Origin of the sequence: Neobacillus sp. B4I6 (assembly GCF_050434045.1) — a bacterium.
Classification (GTDB): domain Bacteria; phylum Bacillota; class Bacilli; order Bacillales; family Cytobacillaceae; genus Neobacillus.
This window is the reverse complement of the sequence record NZ_JBNPWB010000002.1, coordinates 238825-260157: the sequence shown is the minus strand read 5'-3', so window position 1 is coordinate 260157 and position 21333 is coordinate 238825. Positions and strand designations below refer to the sequence as shown.

General features: G+C 37.9%; 17 protein-coding genes and 1 other annotated feature. Of the genes, 5 read left to right on the top strand and 12 right to left on the bottom strand.

The annotated features are described in order from the left end of the window. Positions 1 to 101: 101 nt before the first annotated feature. The 8 genes from rarD to refZ all read right to left on the bottom strand — a co-directional run bounded on the left by rarD (position 102) and on the right by refZ (position 9544). Positions 102 to 1034 carry an EamA family transporter RarD gene (gene rarD / locus QF028_RS03065; RefSeq protein WP_429464054.1) on the bottom strand — a complete coding sequence of 311 codons (933 nt, stop codon included), beginning with the start codon at positions 1032 to 1034 and terminating at the stop codon, positions 102 to 104. Between the two features lie 131 nt (positions 1035 to 1165). Then, positions 1166 to 2752, bottom strand: a complete 1587-nt coding sequence (gene mbcS, locus QF028_RS03060) for an acyl-CoA synthetase MbcS (protein WP_429464052.1) — start codon at positions 2750 to 2752, stop codon at positions 1166 to 1168. A 167-nt stretch (positions 2753 to 2919) separates the two neighbouring features. Continuing rightward, complete coding sequence (locus QF028_RS03055; protein ID WP_088089259.1) at positions 2920 to 3126, bottom strand: alpha/beta-type small acid-soluble spore protein; 207 nt, start codon at positions 3124 to 3126, stop codon at positions 2920 to 2922. Between the two features lie 100 nt (positions 3127 to 3226). After that, positions 3227 to 4432, bottom strand: coding sequence for a tRNA uracil 4-sulfurtransferase ThiI (gene thiI / locus QF028_RS03050; protein WP_429464050.1), 1206 nt, complete (start codon positions 4430 to 4432; stop codon positions 3227 to 3229). After that, positions 4433 to 5575: a cysteine desulfurase family protein gene (locus QF028_RS03045; protein ID WP_429464048.1), complete on the bottom strand. Its 1143-nt coding sequence runs from the start codon at positions 5573 to 5575 to the stop codon at positions 4433 to 4435. It abuts the gene before it with no gap. 131 nt (positions 5576 to 5706) lie between these two features. After that, positions 5707 to 6869 (bottom strand): IS3 family transposase gene (locus tag QF028_RS03040; protein WP_429463296.1). Its coding sequence is split into 2 segments (ribosomal slippage): positions 5707 to 6593 and positions 6593 to 6869, totalling 1164 coding nucleotides; the frame shifts between segments, so codons are not numbered across the junction. Positions 6870 to 6975: 106 nt separating this feature from the next. After that, positions 6976 to 8664, bottom strand: coding sequence for a septation ring formation regulator EzrA (gene ezrA, locus QF028_RS03035; protein ID WP_429464046.1), 1689 nt, complete (start codon positions 8662 to 8664; stop codon positions 6976 to 6978). A 247-nt stretch (positions 8665 to 8911) separates the two neighbouring features. Further along, entirely contained in the window at positions 8912 to 9544 is a 633-nt protein-coding gene (gene refZ, locus QF028_RS03030; protein ID WP_088089263.1) for a forespore capture DNA-binding protein RefZ, read from the bottom strand. Positions 9545 to 9701: 157 nt separating this feature from the next. Here refZ and QF028_RS03025 point away from each other — a divergent pair, with 157 nt between their 5' ends. Continuing rightward, positions 9702 to 10184, top strand: a complete 483-nt coding sequence (locus QF028_RS03025; protein ID WP_214732630.1) for a GAF domain-containing protein — start codon at positions 9702 to 9704, stop codon at positions 10182 to 10184. Between the two features lie 38 nt (positions 10185 to 10222). Here the strand turns inward: QF028_RS03025 and megL are convergent, their stop codons facing one another. Next, complete coding sequence (gene megL, locus QF028_RS03020) at positions 10223 to 11407, bottom strand: methionine gamma-lyase (protein WP_214732631.1); 1185 nt, start codon at positions 11405 to 11407, stop codon at positions 10223 to 10225. 91 nt (positions 11408 to 11498) lie between these two features. Beyond that, on the bottom strand, positions 11499 to 12929 hold the full coding sequence (locus QF028_RS03015) for a diguanylate cyclase (protein ID WP_429464043.1): 1431 nt from the start codon (positions 12927 to 12929) through the stop codon (positions 11499 to 11501). A gap of 391 nt (positions 12930 to 13320) precedes the next feature. Between QF028_RS03015 and rpsD the strand changes: the two genes are divergently transcribed. The 3 genes from rpsD (at position 13321) to QF028_RS03000 (ending at position 16255) form a co-directional block, all read left to right on the top strand. Then, positions 13321 to 13923 carry a 30S ribosomal protein S4 gene (gene rpsD / locus QF028_RS03010; protein WP_088089267.1) on the top strand — a complete coding sequence of 201 codons (603 nt, stop codon included), beginning with the start codon at positions 13321 to 13323 and terminating at the stop codon, positions 13921 to 13923. 390 nt (positions 13924 to 14313) lie between these two features. Beyond that, a complete protein-coding gene (locus tag QF028_RS03005) occupies positions 14314 to 15396 on the top strand; it encodes a hypothetical protein (protein ID WP_429464041.1) in 1083 nt (360 codons plus the stop codon). Between the two features lie 439 nt (positions 15397 to 15835). Continuing rightward, positions 15836 to 16255: a hypothetical protein gene (locus QF028_RS03000; RefSeq protein ID WP_429464040.1), complete on the top strand. Its 420-nt coding sequence runs from the start codon at positions 15836 to 15838 to the stop codon at positions 16253 to 16255. An 89-nt stretch (positions 16256 to 16344) separates the two neighbouring features. Here the strand turns inward: QF028_RS03000 and QF028_RS02995 are convergent, their stop codons facing one another. Both QF028_RS02995 and tyrS read right to left on the bottom strand, forming a co-directional pair. Continuing rightward, on the bottom strand, positions 16345 to 16533 hold the full coding sequence (locus QF028_RS02995; protein WP_410889190.1) for a DUF6954 family protein: 189 nt from the start codon (positions 16531 to 16533) through the stop codon (positions 16345 to 16347). A 112-nt stretch (positions 16534 to 16645) separates the two neighbouring features. Continuing rightward, positions 16646 to 17899 (bottom strand): tyrosine--tRNA ligase, encoded by a 1254-nt coding sequence (gene tyrS / locus QF028_RS02990; RefSeq protein ID WP_410889192.1) that lies wholly within the window; start codon positions 17897 to 17899, stop codon positions 16646 to 16648. A 47-nt stretch (positions 17900 to 17946) separates the two neighbouring features. Further along, positions 17947 to 18165: a binding site (T-box leader), on the bottom strand. A gap of 146 nt (positions 18166 to 18311) precedes the next feature. Between tyrS and QF028_RS02985 the strand changes: the two genes are divergently transcribed. After that, on the top strand, positions 18312 to 21227 hold the full coding sequence (locus QF028_RS02985; RefSeq protein WP_429464037.1) for a transglycosylase domain-containing protein: 2916 nt from the start codon (positions 18312 to 18314) through the stop codon (positions 21225 to 21227). The last annotated feature ends 106 nt before the right edge of the window (positions 21228 to 21333 follow it).

The window sequence follows — 21333 nt, the reverse complement described above, 5'->3', positions numbered from 1 at the left end:
ATTAACGCGGTGAATGGTTAAAGTTTATTGTAGAAAATAAGAGGCTGTCGAAAGTTTCTCGACAGCCTGACCTTTTCCTATTAAAGGGATAAGGTTTTTGCTTATATGCTCGTGCTCTTTTCTTTTCGCAAATGTAACCATTGTGGAGACAATAGTTTTGTTTTTGAAAGGGAATAAATTGTTAACGCAGACCAGATGAACATAAAGGATAGAAGTTGTATTTTTGAAAAATGTTCATGATAGATAAATACCCCTAATAATAAGGTTAATGTAGGTGCAATATATTGGAGAAATCCTAATAAAGATAAGGGAATTTTTTGTGCTCCTTTTGCAAAATATAGAAGCGGCACTGCTGTTGCAACTCCTGCACCGATTAAAAGCAGATCGGTTTGGATCCCTGATGTTATAAAGGAATTGGATCCATTCATAAATAAGTAACCAATATAAATGGCGGCAACAGGTGTAACAACAAGTGTTTCTAATGTTAATCCGACTGCAGAATCAACGTTTATTAACTTTTTCGCTAAACCATACACGCCAAAGGATAGGGCCAAAGAAATGGCAATCCACGGAAACTGCCCATGCGAAATAGAAATAATCAATACCCCTATTGCAGCTAAAATGAAAGAGACGTATTGATAAATAGTTAATTTTTCCTTAAGAACAATCATTCCTAATAAAATACTAATTAATGGATTGATATAATATCCAAGGCTAGCTTCAATCATATGACCACTATTAACCGCCCAAATATAAATGAACCAATTCACACTTATTAATAAGGAGGCAATCGTCAGGGCATACATTTGTTTTTTATTCTTAGTAAACCCTTTAATGGTTTGGAGAAATAGTCCTAATTTTTTCGTTAGGAAGAGAATGATGATCATAAAAATAAACGACCATAAAACACGGCTCGCTAAAATTTCCTTTGCATTAACATTGTCTAAAAGCTTCCAATAAATCGGCAATAATCCCCACAGCAAGTAAGAAAAGCCGGCATACATGACTCCTTTTTGCGTTTCAGTCTTTTTCATCTGTTTTCGAGCCCCTATTCTTTCTAGTTTCGAAATAATTTCTATTATAACTCGAAACATCGTGAAATGGGGAATTTTTTGCTTCCAATAAAAAGCAGACGGAATTCCGCCTGCTTCCATGAAATATTAAACTAAACTTGTTTAGCCGCCTCGAGTTCCTTTTTGCGGAGTTCAATTCGACGGATTTTCCCTGAGGTTGTTTTTGGAAGTTCACTCAAATATTCTATTTTTCTAGGGTACTTATATGGAGCTGTAAGTGTTTTGACATGCTCCTGCAAGTTCTTTGTTAATTCTGGATCCGTTGAATCAATATCCTCTTGTAAGACCACAAATGCTTTGACAATAAATCCACGAATTTCATCCGGGCTTGCCACGACGGCACATTCCTTAACAAATGGATGTTTAACGAGCGCATCCTCCACTTCAAATGGTCCAATTGTATAGCCCGAGCTAATGATAATATCATCACCGCGGCCTTCAAACCAGAAATAGCCATCTTGATCCATTTTGGCTTTATCGCCTGTTACATAATAGTCACCTCGGAACTGCATTGCCGTTCTTTCTGGATCTTTATAATAATTTTTGAAAAGAGCTGGAGTTTCTACATGGACGGCAATATCGCCCACTTCTCCGACAGCACAAACTTGGCCTTCTTCGTTAATGATTTCAACTCTATTTCCAGGTGTCGGCTTGCCCATGGATCCAGACTTCAATTCCATCCCTTTTGTAACCCCTACTAGCAAGGTATTTTCAGTTTGTCCATAACCGTCACGGACATCAATATTAAAATGCTTTCTAAACGTATCAATAACCTCTCTATTTAAAGGTTCACCTGCTGAAACCGCACTATGAAGATTTGGCAATTGATAACCAGCTAAATTATCTACCTTCGCCATTAATCGATATTCGGTAGGTGTACAACAAAGGACATTGACATCATATTTTTGAAGGAGGCTCAAATACTTTTTCGGATCAAATTGTCCGTTGTAGACTAATCCTGTTCCTCCTGAGCCAAGTACCGATAGGAAGGGACTCCAAATCCATTTTTGCCATCCTGGACCTGCAGTTGCCCAAACCGTATCACCATCTTCAATGCAAAGCCACTTTGGTGCAGCTGTTTTTAAATGAGCATAGGCCCAGCCGTGCGTATGAACAACCCCTTTAGGATTCCCTGTTGTGCCGGAGGTATAGGACAAAAATGCCATATCGTCTCTAAACGTATCTGCTGGCACCAATTCTTCTGATGCAGCTTTCATCTCTTCGTCCAAATGAATCCAGCCATCTTCAGACCCTCCGATAGTAAATTTAACCAAAGCTTGTGGTGCAGTTATATTTTTAAATTGATCAACGAATGGATAATAACTAATGATTCCCTTAACATCACCGTGTGTAATACGATACTTCAAGTCTTTTTCCTTTAACATTTCAGAGCTTGGAATGACAACCATTCCAGCTTTTAATGCCGCTAAATAAACAACATATGCTTCAATCAGACGGGGCACGATAACAAGGACCACGTCGCCCCTATTTAAACCATTCTTGGCGAAAACATTCCCCGCTTGGTTAATCTTCTTCATTAATTGCTGATATGTAACTTGTTTTGTCTTTCCAGTCTCATTCTCCCACTTCAATGCGACTCTGTTCGGTTCTTTGGCAAAACGCTCCATTTCAGAAACAAGATTATACTTTTCTGGCGCAATTAAATCTTCCCGCTTCATACTTCTCCCCCTTAACTTTTTCGTATTAATCCCACCAAATTAATTATACAAAATTATTTAAAAATTTTAAATTGTTTTTATTTTAAAAACATTTTTCACTATCTTGAGCATAAAAAAGAGAGCGGGGGAAGCCCCACGCTCTCTGTAGCCATCGTATTTATTTTTTATTAACGAGAGAATCCGCCGCCTAATTGAGATTCAGCCATTGCTACTAGACGCTTTGTGATTTCACCACCAACAGATCCGTTGGCACGTGAAGTAGTGTCAGCTCCAAGATTTACACCAAATTCAGAAGCAATTTCATATTTCATTTGGCTTAGAGCTTGTTCAACACCAGGAACCAATAATTGATTTGAGTTGTTGTTGTTTGCCATGTGATATCACCTCCTTGTGAGTATAGAATGTGTAGAACTTAAAAGCTTCATTCTATTTTACAATTGGTAATTGTTCACAAAATATTCTAATTTTACCTTTTTAAAATAATTCACTAAATTCTGAGTGCTGCTTGTCATCAGGTTTAATTACAAGTGTCTCTGTCTCTTGCACCGCTTCATGAATGAGTGGCTCGAAATCAAAGAAGCTTTCATAATGCTGAACCTTTTCCCTTTTTGGCTTTGTTTTTGGAGAAGCTGGGACAAAGATGGTACAGCAATCCTCAAACGGCCTATTCGAAATTTCTAGTGTATCAATTTCCTGTGCGATTTTAATGATATCCGTTTTATCCATCGTAATCAATGGCCTCAAAAGAGGCGTATTTGTTACATCATTGATTGCGTACATACTCTCAAGCGTCTGGCTCGCAACCTGCCCGAGGCTTTCACCGGTAATTATAGCAAGACCTTCATGTTTTTTCCTAATCTCATCCGTGATTCGAAGCATCATCCTTCTCGTAGATGTCATCGAATAATTTTCAGGTACTTGTTCGCGAATTGTTTGCTGAATATCAGTAAACGGGACAATATGCAAGGTCATCGATCCATATATTTCAGCCAGTTTTTTTGAAAGGTCAATGACCTTTTCCTTCGATCTTTCACTTGTAAATGGGGGGCTGAAAAAATGAACCGCTTCGATTTCTAGACCCCTCTTCATTGCCATATAGCCGGCAACAGGGCTGTCAATTCCACCTGAAAGCATGAGCATGGCTTTTCCACTTGATCCAATCGGTAGTCCACCGGCACCCTGTATGGTTTCGCATGATAGGTAAATGGCTTCCTTTCTGACTTCAATCCGTAAATTAATATCCGGATTTTTCACATCCACTTTGAGTCCAGAGATTTGTTGCAACAAATGACCGCCAAGGGTGTGGTTAATTCCGTCCGTATCCAACTCAAATGTTTTATCAGATCTTTTCGGAGTAATTTTGAAGGTTTGACCCTTCTTGTATAGGGAGCGCATCATATCTAGTGAAGTCTGTTTTAATACCTCAATATCTCTTTCCAGCTTGATGGCCGGACTAAAGGATTGGATACCAAATATATTCTTCAATTTTCCAATAATTGCTTCGCTGCTTTCACCATTTAATAAGACATACATCCGATCACGGCTTGCTTCTACTTTAATTTTTGGAAAGGGAGCAAGAGCAATTCTAACACTTTTTCTTAATTTTTCTACAAATTGATTGCGATTTCTTCCTTTTGTCGATATTTCACCGTAGCGAATGAGTATACGATCATATTCCATTTATTTCATAACCTTTCGTAATTGGTTTGCGGATTCTTTAAATGTAACTAGAGCTGTCACTGCCTCTTCTCTGGTATTCTCAAATGAGAGACTAATCCGGATGGCACTTTCAGCTTGCGTTTCATGAACGCCCATTGCGAGAAGCGTTTTACTTGGTGATTTCTTTTTTGAGGAACATGCACTTGTGGTGGATACAAAGATACCTTTCCGCTCAAGTGAATGAATGAATACTTCTGATTTTATTCCCTTTAATGAGAAATTTAAAATATGGGGTGCTGCATGTTCAGTAGGTGTATGAATTTGAACACCTTCTATTTCTGCTAACCCCTTCCTGAGCAGGCTGTGGATATTCTTCATTCGTTCCATCTCTGCTTCGCCTTTCATTAATGTCATCCTAAGTGCCTTTGCCATCGCAACGGCGCCTGCCACATTTTCTGTACCGCTTCGAATCTTCCGTTCCTGATTGCCGCCAGAAAATAATGGAGCAAGTCTCACACCCTCACGGATAAAAAGGGCACCGGTGCCTTTTAAACCATGAAATTTATGACCGGATATCGAACAAAGATTCACTCTGTTTTTATAGAGAGAAAGGGGAATCTTTCCTATTCCTTGAACTGCATCAACATGAAATAAAATTGTTGGATGTTTTTTTAATAGGTCTCCAATTTCTTTAATTGGCTGAACCGTCCCCACTTCATTATTCACCTGCATAATGGATATTAAAATGGTATCTTTTCTTATCGCTTTTTCAAGATCCGAAACATTAATTCTTCCAAACCTGTCAACAGGCAAGTAAGTTATCTCAAAACCCTCCTGTTCAAGCTGTTCCATTGCGGCTCTTACTGATGGATGTTCAACACTTGATGTAATCAGGTGCCGACCTTTATTTTTATGTAATAAAGCAGATCCTTTTATCGCTATATTATTACCTTCCGTTCCCCCGGAAGTAAAATAAATTTCAGATGGCTTTACTGTTAAGAGCTTGCTTACTTGTTCCCGCGCCTGGGATAGCAGCTTCTCTGCCAGTCCCCCCATACTGTGTAGTGAGGATGGGTTCCCATAATATTCACTAGACACCGTAACAAACGAATCTATAACGTCTTTAAACGGTTTTGTCGTTGCACTATTATCAAAATAAATCATTTTTTCTCCTCCGAACTCTTACAAAAATAAATCTTATCATAAAGACAAAAAAAAGAATAACAAAAAACCGATTCAGCGAAAATGGCACTTAGACTGTCCTAGTCATTTGAGACAGAGATAAAACACCCTTATTAGGCTGCCATACTCCCAAATTCAATGGGGGTTCGGTAGCCTAATTTTTCTTGAATGCGTTCTTCATTATAATGTTTAACGTAATCATTTACATGATTTCGTACGTCCTTTAAGCTTATTGAGTTGAACTTAATATATTGGAACTCCTCTGATTTCAAGTTGGAGTGAAACGACTCAATAACTGCATTATCCCAACAATTTCCACGTCTTGACATACTACTAATCAGGTTACTCTCTTTCACAAACTTTTGAAAGGCATATGATGTATATACACTTCCTTGATCAGAATGAAGGATGACTCCGGATGGGTTTCTACGTGCACTTAATGCTGCTTTAAGTGTATCCAACACAAGTGGAGTCTGTTGATGATCATATATCTTATATGCCACAATTTGATTGTTATACAAGTCCACAATAGTCGACAAATACAACGTAGATGGACCATATTGTAGGTAAGTAATATCGGTGACCCACTTTTGATTTGGAGCACTGGCTGTGAAATCTCGTTCTAAAATATTGGGTGCAATAACAACGGATTCTCCCTGCGATTTCCACTTTCGTTTCGGCTTTACACGACATTGCAAATAATGTTTTTGCATAATACGTTGAACAGTATTACGATTCAATTTAATCTTATAGTCACGATATAACATAGCCTTTATTTTACGGTGCCCGTATCGATATTTTGTTTCCTGGCATATAGTAATGATGATTTCTTCCTCTTTAGTTAATACGTCCTTTCCCGCTTTTGCCCACCGATAGTAGGTAGCTCGCGGCAAGGATAGGGCAGATAAAATCGCCGTAACCGTGTACTTCTTACGGAACTTTTCAACTATCTGCAGGACTACTTGTTTTTCAACTCCTTTACCATCTCCAAATACTTTTTTAAGATTTCATTCTCCTGTTTCAAGTGAGTAAATTGCCGATCTTTCTTTTCCTCTTCACTCACATTATCTGGTCCAAGCCCGTACGAATATTGTTTGCCAATCGGCTGATCAAAACGATGTATCTCATTCTCTCGGTACCATTTCATCCATGTCTTTATCTGAGAAACATTTTTAATTCCGTACTTCTCCATAATCTCTTGATTAGTTAACTCCCCTGACATCTTATCCCTCACCACTGCCCATTTTGTTTCACTAGAATATACGTTTTTGCCCATGCAAAAACACCTCCGATTTTAGTACTTAATTTCAGTGTACCATTTCGAAGGTGTTTTATCGTGTCTCATTTTATTAGGTTAGTCTAACTGATCGGTTTTTTGTTATTTATTCTGTTACAAATGTGGCTTTTATTTTTTTCAATGCATCTGGGTCAATAACATCAAGTGTTGCAGCCGCTTGTTCTAAAGCCTCTTGATATTCATAGTGTCTAAATGCCATTTCTGCTTCCAATAATCCTTTGGCTACATTTGGATATTGGCTTTTATAACGATTTCCATATTGAATGGCTTTTTCCGCTAACATCACATTTTCTAGCAGTTCTATCGTTGAATTGGTAAGTTTCTCCACCGTTAATACAGCAATTTCTAAATATTGATTGAGAGCAGAAATGTTAAGTGGCTTTTCTTCAAGCTGGTATCTCACATTTTGAATACTTTCATTTGTATCCTCAAATAAATACCTATAATCTTCTGGTAAGCCAGGGACATTACTCTTAGTAACGAGACGAACCGTCTCTCCAACTTTCTTGGTAAGTTCTTTAAGCTTTTCTCTTGCTTCAAATTCATCTTTCCTAAGGGCTTGAAGTTTTAAAGCAAAATCTTGCTGCCCTTCTCGAATGATATCCAACTGTTCTTTTACTTGAGCTAACTCTTCACTAATCACCGATTGTGCTGTTTCGTTTAACTTTAGTTTTTCAATCAGAATCTCAAAATGTTTATAAACAGTGGAAAGTTCTTTTTCGAGCTGTCGCTGCGTTTCAAAGTCACCTTCAGATAGCTGGTAACTTTCTTGAACATGAATGACTTCACTTGAAAGATGACTATTTTCCTCATAGGCAGAAATGAGAAGTTCACTTGCTATTTTTTCATTTTTTTGGACAAAATGCTTGGCGTGTACTTCTTTTTCCAATAAATCGAAAAGGACATCAATTCTTTCCTTTATTTCTTTTATACATTCTACTGCCTCATCAATCTTCGTTGCTTCGATAAGCTCTAGATTCTCAGCCAGTTTCTCTTCTAAGCGTTTGATTTCTTTTTCCAAATTAATATGTCCTAAATAGTATTCTTGATCAGACATTTCACGGTATCCGTCAAGCATATCTGAAAGCTGATTTGGCAGAAGTGATTGACATTCAATTAACAGCTGCGGAATCAAGTCCATATCTTTTTTAATCATTCCAAGCTGACTATGAATCATTAAAACTACTTCACGGGCTTCAAGATAATTACCATGTTCAGTTTTCTCATCAAATTCCTGAAATTTTAGTGAAACGCCGTTGAGTTGTTCCTCTAAGCACTTTTCTGAACTGCCAAAGCTGTGACGATGGGCAAGCAGCATTTTTTTTGATTCCCGATACTGCTCTTTAAGCTCTTCAATTTCAACTCGGTTCTTTTCCTCGCTGCCAACCAATTCATGTAACTCTTCTAATATACTTTTTATTTGATCCTCAGTTTCTTGTAACTTTGCTCCAATAGCTTGCTGGACACCTTTCGCTTTGCTAAATCGGTACTTATCTATGTACTCTTCGGCATCAAAAAGCATTTCCTCTAAATCAGGCAGCTGTACCGTTACCACATCGTCCCATTGATTTCGCCAACGTTCGAATAGTTCTTCAGTTTGCCCTGTCATATTAAGCAGCTTCACTTTTGACATTTCATCCAGTACTGGACGATTCATTAAATCGATTTTCCATCCTTCCAATCGATCCATTTCCTTAAAGTACTTTTTCTTTATTAAATACCCAATTACAAATAAGGCTAGTAAAAGGATAAAAAATCCAATGAAATATTTCACAAGTAAGCCCCCTATTTCCCAAAACATTCTTTCAAATTCCAGTTTTCATGCATCTATTATAAAAAAATCTCTTAATGTTCGATTCAATGCTATTATGATACCATGTTAACGACATTTTTTGACTATTATTTTCAATTTTTTTGTAAAATAAATGAAAACTCACCAATTGGCGAGTCTGATAGGACGGTTCATGAGGCGCAGTTGAATTTATGCTTTCCTATTAACTAAAAAAAAATAGCGATTGCCGCTATTTTATGACTGCACTCATTTTCATTGGTACATCCGAGCATAGTGTTTTATCAATCCACAAATTAATATCCTTTAAATATTTCTGCTCAAAAAATGGTTCATTTGGAAAGACATACAAGACTTCCCTCATATAATGTGTATTCATAAATGGCATCATCAATAATCCTTTAAGTTGAATAATTAAATAAGGAATCGAGTGGGGGCGGAATTCATTCCATTCAAAACCACGCTCAAATACTAATTGAAAATAGTATTTTTCCTTAAGTAAATAGGTTGACATGATTTCGCGAACCACTTGCGAATCCATGGACATTTCCCGATAGACAAGACTGGCTAATTTACTATTTTCACATTGATAATGAAGTAAATCAGTGACAATTCGCTTTAAACACTCCTTTGCTCCCTTGTCTATCGATGCGTAGGCTTCTTCCATTTTACTAATATACTGTTCAAAAAAATGCGTAAAGCAATATTCTAGCAGACCTGGTTTATTTTCGAAATGGTAGGCAATCGTTGCCGTATTTACTTTTGCCAGTCGGGCGATATCCCGAATTGATGTTCCAGAGTATCCATTGGACTTAAACAATGTTATAGCGGCCTTAACAATTGCTTCTTTAGCATTTTTCTTCATAAATTGTCCCCCCTTCTGGTATACCCAAAAATCCCCTTACATTATAATTCTTTGTTATAACACAGATTCCTTTATGAAAAAATCGACAAAGTCTGCTCATTTTCTTGTAAATTTGATAAAATAATAAATAAAATTGTTGAAACAAAGGGGAAATACCATGTTTAACGTCGAAATGTATACTGCGAGCCGCGAGGAAAATTATAATCTTGTTAAAAAACAACTGCATGCTCTTATTCACGATGAGAACAATCAGATTGCAAATCTCAGCAATGCCAGTGCCCTTTTGAATCAATTTCTTGACCGAATTAATTGGGTCGGATTTTATTTAATGGATACGAATCAACAACTAGTATTAGGACCATTCCAAGGTCTTCCTGCATGTGTACGTATTCCTTTGGGTAAGGGTGTATGCGGGACATCTGCTTTGAAAAAAGAAACCGTTCTTGTAGCAGATGTTCATCAGTTTCCCGGCCACATTGCTTGTGATGCAGCCTCCCAATCCGAGATTGTTATCCCTCTCATTAAAAATGAGCAGCTAATTGGAGTTTTGGATATTGATTCACCTGAAAAAAATCGTTTTGATGCACTTGATCAACAAATGTTGGAAGAATTTGTTGCAATTCTAGTTGAACATATATAGAAAATAGCACAGAGAAATTCTCTCTGTGCTTTTTCTCTTTAAATCCTTTCCAGTGCCTGATCCAGGTCTTCTTGAATGTCCTCCCATGCTTCTAAACCAACAGATAGACGCAGCAAGTTATCTTCAATCCCCATTTTTTTTCGTTCCTCCTCTGGAACCACGGCATGGGTCATCGTTGCAGGATGCTGAATCAATGTTTCTGCGTCTCCAAGACTTACCGCAATTTTTATTAATTGTAATTGATTCATAAACTGTTGTGCCGATTCCTTGGATCCCTTTATCGTGAATGATATGAGCCCGCCTGATTGTTTCATTTGTTTTTTCGCGATCGAATAATCTTGGTGTTCTGGATCGCCAGGGAAATACACTGATTCAATTTTCGGATGACTTTTCATAAATTCAAATAACCTCTGGGCATTTTCACAATGGCGGTCCATGCGCACTGGAAGTGTTTTAATCCCCCTTAACAACAGCCATGCATCAAAAGGCGAGATAATCCCGCCAATATCTTTTTGGGTCGTCCGTGACACCTGCCTAATAAACTCCTTCTCCCCAATGACAAGACCCGCTATAACATCGCCATGTCCACAGATATATTTTGTTGCACTATGAATGACAACATTGCATCCGAGGGTAAGAGGGGTTTGTATATATGGGGAACAAAATGTGTTATCCACAACAACGGGAATCCCTTTTTTATTTGCCACCCTCGCCACCAATTCCAAATCTACCAGCTTCATTGTAGGGTTTATTGGCGTTTCAATATAGATACAAGCCGTATTAGGGAGGATTTCTTGATCTAATGCTTCTGCCGATTCCATTAATGAAAAGTCGTGTTCAATCCCATATTTCCCTTTTAATAGTTCCAACAATCCGAAGGTACAGCCGTATACTCCTTGTGAACAAAGGATATGGTCACCTGTTTTTGTTAAGGCCACTAGCACTGCACTCACAGCCGCCATTCCTGACGAAAAAGCCAAGCCTGCCTCACCTTGTTCAAGGACTGCCATCCGTTCTTCCAGTATTTTCACCGTTGGATTTCCCAAGCGTGAATAAATAAATCCCTCTTCTTGCCCAGCAAACCTTCTTTCCCCTTGTTCCGCACTGGTAAATGTAAATGTAGATGTTTGATATAACGGGGGAACTAAACTGTCTTGATGTTCGTCTGGCCGGTAGCCTGAATGAATAACTTCCGTTTCAAACCGTGATTTCTTTTTCCCCATTTTGGATTCCTCCTGTTTGAAAACGTTTTCATGCTTATAATATATTATGTAGATTGGGGGAATATCGTTAGAGAATTCATAAATGAATGCCCTAACTAACCATTATATTGTTTCCTTGAATGACCACTTTGTTCTTCCCAGTTCCTTTAGCAATATACAAAGCTTCATCTGCTCGTTTAAATAAGAAATTATAGGCATCGATCCGTTCCTTATGCCAATAAGAAACACCACAGGACACTGTAATATGCGGGTCGGAGCATTCGGATACCTTTTTAACTAATCTTTCAGCGATGGCTGCTCCTCTTTCTAAAGGGACACCAGGAAGATAAAGGGCCAGTTCTTCCCCACCCCAGCGGGCGCCTATATCTTGCCCGCGAATATTTCGTTTAATAAGGTTTGCAACCTGAACCAGAACTTTATCTCCAACCTGATGGCCGTATGTATCATTTAACTCTTTAAAATTATCAATATCGAGGAGAATAAAGGTACCTTCTTCAATCTCTTTCATTGACCACTGGATTTTTTCATCCAAAAATTTGCGGGAATGGAGCTTGGTAAGGTGGTCTGTAATTACCATATGCTCTAACTCTTCTCTGAGCATTGAATTGGTAAGCGCTAGCGATGAATGATGAACTAGTGACTGCAGGAGCTTAAATGTGTCAAAGGAAAAGAAATAAGGCTTTTGATGCATCACAATGGAGAAACCTTTTAATTTTTCGCTCTGAATCATCGGAATCGCAAGAATCGAATGAAAGCTTGTCATACTTTTTATGTTTTGGAGATTGATATCTCCTATAAATAAAGGATTTTTTTCCTTTTCGATCTTTTCCTTTATATAATCAATGTAGAGTCGGGCCTGTTTAGTGTAAAAGTATGAAGTGGAACCTGGGAGTATTTTTACATTTGCTTGTTCATTTGAGAATAAGAAAAAGCCAACTTCTTGTGCATCAATGGAAGTGATGATTTGTTCTGACATATATGTCATCGTATCAACCATGCGTAGGTTAGAATTTAAACAATGGGAAGTTTCGTTGATTAATTGTAAGTTGGAGATTTCCCTCTTTGACTGTTGATAGAGGTGGGCATTCTCCATAGAACATCCCGCAGAACCTGCTAATAATGTAAGAAACTCCACCTCATATGCCATAAATTCAGTCGTATCTGCTGCAATTAACTGCAAGACTCCATAGGTTACCTGCTTCCCTTTTAATGGGGCATAAATAAGTGCATGTTTATCAGGGGGGGAATATTCAAATTGAATCTCCCCGGTTGCATAAGCATTGGTAGCAGCAATATTTTCACTATCATATTCAAGCTCAATAATCGGAAGGTCGCTGTGGCTTTGAGTATCCTGTGAAAGCAATAAGGAAAATGAGTAGTCAGGGTACACTTCCTTAAGCGCTACGCATAATTCTCCCAAGATGAAATTCACATCAAGGAACGAATGAAGTTTTTCTGTAATTTGTATTAATTGTTTATATCTATTAACTTGCATGTGTAAATCACATTCGAGAATATCCATATGGGTTTCACCCGATCTAATTCCAGATATATACATAGTACCCTAATTATAGTTAATTTTCAGACACTTTGGCGACATTTATTTGTATAATTTATTAACTTTATTAAAATAATCTTTCCGATAATTTTCTCCTGTATCATCCGCCCCAAAAAATATTCTTGACTTTACAGGAATAAAAATTATATAATACTCCTTGTGTAAAATATTGCAGCCTATGTGAAAACTTTATTCGTCTCATTTTATTCCTCTTAAAGGTAGATTACCTTTAAATGATGGTGTATCTTGTAACCCTTAGCTGCTAGGGCGAAGGTGCATGAAAATAAAATGGCTTTAAAGCGTCTCATAACGGTTTTTATTTTACCAAAATAAAAACACTAAGGAGGAGTCATTCATGGCTCGTTATACTGGCTCTAGCTGGAAAATTTCCCGTCGTCTTGGAATCTCTCTAAGCGGCACAGGTAAAGAATTAGAAAAGCGTCCGTACGCTCCAGGACAACATGGTCCAAACCAACGCAAAAAGCTTTCTGAATACGGATTACAATTACAAGAGAAGCAAAAGCTTCGTCATATGTATGGCGTAACTGAGCGTCAATTCCGTAATCTTTTTGATAGAGCTGGCAAATTAAGCGGCGTACACGGTGAAAACTTCATGATTCTTCTTGAATCACGTCTTGACAACGTTGTTTACCGTTTAGGTCTTGCTCGCACTCGTCGTGCAGCTCGTCAATTAGTAAACCATGGCCACATCTTAGTTGATGGCGCTCGTGTAGATATCCCATCATACCGCTTAAAAGCTGGTCAAACAATCAGCCTACGCGAAAAATCTCGCAATCTTGATGTTGTAAAAGAAGCTGTCGAAGTTAATAACTTCGTTCCTGATTTCTTAACATTTGATGCGGACAAATTAGAAGGTACTTTCACTCGCTTACCAGAGCGTTCTGAATTACCTGCTGAAATCAACGAAACTCTTATCGTCGAGTTCTACTCACGTTAATTGATTTACTTATTAAATAGCAATCACAAAAACCCTAGAAACAGCGTTATATCAGCGCTTCTAGGGTTTTTTGTTTTTACTATGTTTAGTAGAATTTTGTATTCTCCCCCAAAGAGATGGGGGCAATTTTGGAGGAAGTTTTAACAAAATTATTCAAGTGGACAGACGCATACTATTTTGTAAAAATCCTACTAACAATAGTCATCGCAGGAGTTTTTAGCAACAAAATTAAAAAAAGGCCATGATAATATCAGGATCTTAATAACGATGTTCTATGAAGGGAGCGAACCGGTGAGCAAAAGACAGGCTATTTGCTTAGGACAACTTCCTCCCGTTATACATACGATGCAGTGTAGTTAATAACTTAATTTAAGGGGGAGAATTTTTTATATGGGTAAAGACCTCACGAAATATTTTCAAGATAGAGTAATCAAGGTTGATCGAGGCGGACCAGAATCCAGAGTTGGGATGTTTATGCATGCAAGTGAAGATTACCTCTGCCTTCTCACGGAAGAAGATGGGATCGTCTACCACAACACTAAACATATTAAAAATTTTACAGATAATCTGAAAGAGCAGTTTAAATTCGACGTTGATGTTCCGAAGGATTTCGAATTTAAAAAAGCTAAAAATTTCAAAGACCTGCTTAAATCATTGGAATATCGTTGGGTAATTATCAATCGTGGCAGTACTGAGACGGTAGAGGGGGTACTCTGTGAGGTAAAAAATGATTTAGTTCATTTGGTCAATAATGGGGAAATCGTTCGCATTGCCATGTCCCACATTAAAAATGTTAGTTATGGAGTAAAAATTAAAAAGGCGAAATCGGAAAAACATGAGTCACGTCAAAAATCAAACGATAAGAGTGGAAATAACAAAAATAACACCAATAATAGCCCTAAGAGAACTTCACAAAAATTACATCAAAAATCAAACGATAAGAGTGAAAATAACTACAATAACACCTATTGTAGCCCTCAGGTAACTTCCCAAATATTATGTCAAGAATCAAACGCTGCGAGTGAAAATTACAACAATAACACCAATAATAACCCTCAGGGAACTTCGCAAATATTACGTCAGGAATCAAACGTTGCGAGTGAAAATAACATCAATAACACCAATAATAGCCCTCAGGGAACTTCCCAAATATTACGTCAAGAATCAAACGATGGGAGTGAAAATTACAACAATAACACCAATAATAGCCCTCAGGGAACTTCCCAAATATTACATCAAGAATCAAACGCTGCGAGTGAAAATTACAACAATAACACCAATAATAGCCTTCAGGGAACTTCCCAAATATTACATCAAGAATCAAACGTTGCGAGTGAAAATAACATCAATAACACCAATAATAGCCTTCAGGGAACTTCGCAAAAAACATCTTTTGAAAATGAACTTGATGTGTCAGTTCTTTTATCCTCATTAATCTCATTGGAAAAGATTTTACGAAGATTAAATTTTTAAAGTTTCTCACTCATAGTGGTTCGCAGAGTAGTTGAAAATAAAGGGACACTGTCAACAAAAACGCTTGATAGTATCCACTCATTAAATAAGTTATTTCTTCATGAAATTTTGTTTTTGCCCAAGCCGTTTTAGTTTTAATAATATTTAGTGCGAGTGTCAATTTTCACACTTTCCTCTGATTGAAGCGTCTAACGCTTCTTTTTTCTTCTTCTTTTTGACTATTAAGACATAAAGAGACATTATCGCTCTCCTCTTTTTTTAAGGATTGAGCAGGGTCTTCTTAAGTATTGTCATTTTTCTAATCTTGAAGATACTTATTTTCATGGTAAAAAATGAAAAAGACAAACAATTTAAAGACAGGCCATTTGCTTAGGACAAGTTCCTCCCGTTATACATATGATGCAGTGTACTTAAATAACTTTAAGGGGAGATTTTTTATATGAGTGAAAACCTAATGAAATATTTTAAAGATACAGTAATCAAGGTTAATCGAGACGGATCGGAATCCAAAATTGGGAAGTTATTGGATGAAAGAGACGATTATATCGTCGTTCTTACAGAAGAGGATGGAGTCGTTTATTACAAAACTCAACACATTAAAAGTTTTACAGAAAATACGAAAGGGAAGTGGGAATTCGACGTTGAAATTCCTGAGAATTTTAAAAATGCTGAGAAATTCAAAGACCTACTTAAATCATTGAAATATCATTGGGTAAAAATTAATCGTGGAAGTTCTGAAATGGTTAAGGGGGTACTTTGTGAGGTAAAAGATGATTTTGTTCATTTGGTCGCTAAAGAGGAACTCGTTCGCATTCCCATCTTCCACATTAATAATGTTAGTTATAGGAGTAAAAATTGAAAAGCTGAATCCGAAGAACATAAGTCACGAGGACATGAGTCACGTTAATAAGGTTAAAGCCCTCATACCCATTGGTATGAGGGCTTTTTCTATCTTCGATTGACCCATTTGATAGATTTCCTATATAAAAAGGCAAGTATTATATAAATGACAACTACGATAGCCGCAGTCGATAATCTTTCTTGTAATATCCCGTCTGCATATAAAACAGGACCAAGTCCGAAAAATGTAACAAGTGCGATGAGAATAATAAATACGGCGTGTAATAAAAATTTCAATATATTCACCCCCATTTTCGTTCCTTTTATATTAGACGAAATAAATTAACCCGTTGTTACACCGATATCCTTATAGCAAAAAAGGGCTTTGATTTCCAAAGCCCTTCTTTTATTAGTATTTAATTAACGTATACTTCTTTTTACCTCTTCTAATAATCGTAAACTTTCCTTCAATTCGATCGGATTCTGCTAAGATATAAGCGTTGTCCGTAATTTTTTCACCATTAACAGTAACAGCACCATTTGAGATGTCTTCACGTGCTTGACGCTTGGATGGAGAAATTTTCGCTGCAACCAAAAGATCGACCAAATTCTCCTCGTTTTGTGAAGTATAAGCTGGTACATCTTTAAAGCCCTGCTCGATTTCCGCACCTGAAAGACTTCTTACATCCCCGCTAAATAACGCCAGGGAAATTTTGATTGCCTGTTGCAAGGAATCTTCACCGTGTATCAAACGAGTCAGTTCTTCAGCTAATACCTTTTGTGCCTTACGAAGATGCGGCTCTTCCTGAACAGCTTTTTCTAATTGTTCAATTTCCTCATGCGAAAGGAATGTAAAAATCTTTAAGTATTTCACCACATCTGCATCAGCTGTATTAATCCAGAACTGGTAGAACTCATACGGGGTAGTTTTTTCAGGATCTAACCAAACTGCACCACTTTCCGTTTTCCCAAACTTTGTACCATCTGCTTTTGTCACAAGCGGAATGGTTAACCCAAATGCCTTCGAGCCTTCTGGCTGAACTTTGCGGATTAATTCCAATCCTGAAGTTATGTTCCCCCACTGGTCACTTCCGCCAATTTGTAATTTACAGTTGTGATGCTCATATAAATGAAGAAAATCCATCGCTTGTAAAATGGTATAGGTGAATTCTGTAAACGAAATACCCGTCTCAAGCCTTGATGCAATGGTATCCTTCGCCAGCATGTAATTGACACCGATATGTTTGCCGATATCACGCAAGAAGGTAACGACATCCATTGAGCCTGCCCAATCATAGTTATTAACCATGATTGCTCCGTTTTCACCTTCAAATTCGAAAATAGATTCAAGTTGCTTTTTGATACCTGCTACATTATCCTGCACTGTTTCTAGTGTTAACAACTTTCGTTCTTCACTTTTACCACTCGGATCACCAATCAAGCCTGTTGCTCCTCCGACTAACACAATCGGACGATGTCCATGCTGCTGAAATCTTCTAAGTGTTAAAAATGGCAGCAAATGGCCGATATGCATACTATCAGCAGTTGGGTCAACACCACAATATAAAGAAATTTGCCCCTTGTTTAATGAATCCTTCAGACCTTCTTCATCCGTTTGCTGGTAGATGATTCCTCTCCATGCCAAATCCTGTAATAAATCCATCCTATTCCCTCCAATTTGGTAAAAAAATAAAAACGCCCCTGCAAAAATGCAGGGACGTAAATTTACGCGGTACCACCCAGCTTGAGGAAAATTCCTCCAACTCAAAAAATTAACGGTTTAGACCGTTCTCCGCTACAAAAAAATCATTTTCACAGAGAAAGCTCAGGGGAGTAATTCATTCTTCTATATGTATCAGCTTTCACCACCGCTGACTCTCTTGAAACAGGGATAGAAGAACTACAGTTGGTTCCCTTCACAGCTTTTTTATTAAATTAATGTATAGCTTTTTTTACCATATTTCAAGTTCCCTGTCAAACTTAACTGGAAATTTCAGATAAATGTAGAACTTTGTCAGTTTTTATACCTTTGGTATGCTATAATGTACTTGATTTTAGATGAGGTGATACTATAGATGGTTGAAAAATTACAAGCATTGATAGAAAAAGTAAAATCCGTGTTGAACATATTTACCCATAAAAGAACGGTTAAAAGTGCACGAATCACATATCAAGTAGTTTGGAATCTGTTACTCCTTGTATTAACAGTCGTCATTCTTGGCGGATCATTTGCGACAGGTGTTGGTGCGGGTTATTTTGCTTCACTTGTAAAAGATGAACCTGTTCGCTCGTATGACAGCATGAAAAAAGATATTTATAACTATACGGAAACTTCTGAGTTATATTTTTCGGATAATGTTTATCTTGGTAAACTTCACACCGACTTGGAACGGGAAGAAGTAAAATTGGACGATGTATCAAATGATTTAGTCAATGCGGTAGTTGCAACCGAAGACGAATACTTTTACAAGCATAAAGGTGTTGTCCCAAAAGCAGTATTTCGGGCCGTCTTTCAGGAAGTGACAAATTCTGCTGTTCAATCCGGCGGCAGTACGTTAACACAGCAATTAATAAAAAATCAAATCTTAACAAATGAGGTCTCGTTTCAAAGGAAAGCCAATGAAATTTTACTTGCTCTTCGTTTAGAGAAATTTTTTGATAAAAAAGACATTCTTGAAGCTTATCTTAATGTGTCTACCTTAGGAAGAAATTCGTCTGGACGAAACATTGCGGGTGTCCAAGCAGCTGCAAAAGGGATTTTTGGTAAAAAGGCGAGTGATTTAACACTCCCGCAAGCTGCCTTCATTGCAGGATTGCCTCAAAGCCCGTTTGGATATACCCCGTTTACACGGGAAGGGACGATAAAAGAACCGCAATATCTGGAACCTGGTCTCACACGGATGAAAACCGTCCTAAAGAGAATGTTTGACGGCGGCTATATTAACGAGCATGAATATGCGCAAGCCTCTGCCTACGATATTAAAAAGGATTTTATCAAACCGGTTGCAAATCCACTGGAAAAATACCCATGGCTAACAGTCGAAATTGAAAAGCGGTCGATTGAAGTCCTGACCACTGTCTTAGCAAAAAATGATGGGATTTCAGAAAAAGAGTTAAAAAACGATGACAACCTTGCATATAAATATCAAATATTAGCTAGAAATGCTTTGCGTCAAAATGGATACCAAATTCATTCGACAATAGACAAAAAAATATACGATGCGATGCAAAAAGTTAAGGACAATTATCAATATTACGGACCCGATAAGCCACAAGAAAAAAAGGATCCTGAAACTGGAGAAATAAAAACAGTTATGGAACCTGCTGAGGTTGGGGCGGAACTGATCGAAAACAAGACTGGAAAAATTATCAGTTTTGTCGCTGGAAGGAATTATGACGACCAACAGCTTAATCACGCAACCAGTGCCATCAGACAAAACGGTTCTACCATGAAACCACTTCTTGTCTATGCACCAGCGATTGAGTTAGGAAAAGCAGCTCCGGGAACACCGCTGCCGAATGTAGCGTTGAGTCTTGCTCCCGGCAGAAGTGATCCTTGGCCGCAAAACTATGACTATCGGTACAGCGGACTAGTTTCAGCAAGATATGCATTAGCGAAATCCTATAACGTACCAGCGGTTAAGCTTTACAAGAGTATCGTTGATCAACGTCCCGCCACGTATCTTGAAAAAATGGGATTTACCTCTTTAAGAAAAGATGATTATACCAATCTAGCTACTTCGATTGGATCGATGACAAATGGGGTAACCATCGAAGAAAATACGAACGCATTTAGTACCTTTGCTAATGATGGGAAATTTATTGATGCCTATATGATTGATAAAATTGTCGATAAAAATGGCAAGGTTATCTATCAGCACGAAGTGAAACCTGTTAATGTCTTTAAGCCGCAAACAGCCTATTTAACGATTGATATGATGCGTGACGTGGTAAAGATGGGAACGGCAGCAGGAGTTAGAAGCAAACTAAATTTCAGTGCGGACTGGGCTGGGAAAACGGGGACAGGAAATCAATATATTGACTCTTGGTTCGTTGCTTCAAACCCTAATGTCACCTTTGGTCTTTGGAGAGGGTATGATACACCAAAATCGCTCCAGACATCCGGTATGTCTTATAGTTCACGGACCAATAATTTATGGGCTCAGTTAATGAACGCTGCCTATAAAATTAAACCTGATCTAATTGCTCCAAAGAAGACATTTAAAATGCCAAAAGGAATCGTGCAACGTTCTTATTGTGCAGTTTCCGGAATGCTGCCTTCTGAGGCATGTTCAAAAGCAGGGTTAATCGAATCAGATTACTTTAATGTCAATAATGTACCAACAAGAGTTGATGATAGCTTAATTGAAGGAAAATATGTTATGGTTGGCGACAAAAAATATTTGGCCTTGGATTCTACACCAAAAGAGTTTGCCCAATTTGGTCTCATTTTAAATCCTGATTTTATCAAACGCATTGTTGGAAGTAACTTCCATAATTATAGACAACTAATTCCACAGAAAGAGCGCTGGGGGAAAATTCTCGTATCAAGTGCAAAAATGTCCGATAACGGGAAGAACCCCGACAGTGTCAGCTTAAAAGTAGAAGGAAATACATTAACATGGTCAGCATCTGGTGATAATGATGTTGTCGGTTACCGAGTCTATCAAGGTGGATTAGTTTCAGCAAAGGTAGACAGTGTGATCAATGGCTCAAAACGATCATTTCAAGCTGGTACTGGTACCTATTATGTAACGGCGGTCGATATTGCTGGTAGAGAGTCTGCCCCATCGAATCTGGTTGAGGCTGGAGTAATAGTAACACCACCACCTGTAGATCCTACTAAACCTGCGGTACCGAAAGATCCTGCTAAACCTGGTGTACCGAATAGCCCTGCTAAACCTGGTGTACCGAATAGCCCTGCTAAACCTGGTGTACCGAATGGCCCTAATGTTCCAACTAAACCGACTGATCCAACAACAACACCGTAAATATTTAAAACCGCACCGATAGTTGGTGCGGTTTTTTCTGTTCTTGAACACTAAAAAGCCAGGCATCTGCCTGGCTCTAGTCATTGTTTTTTCCCTATGAAAAACG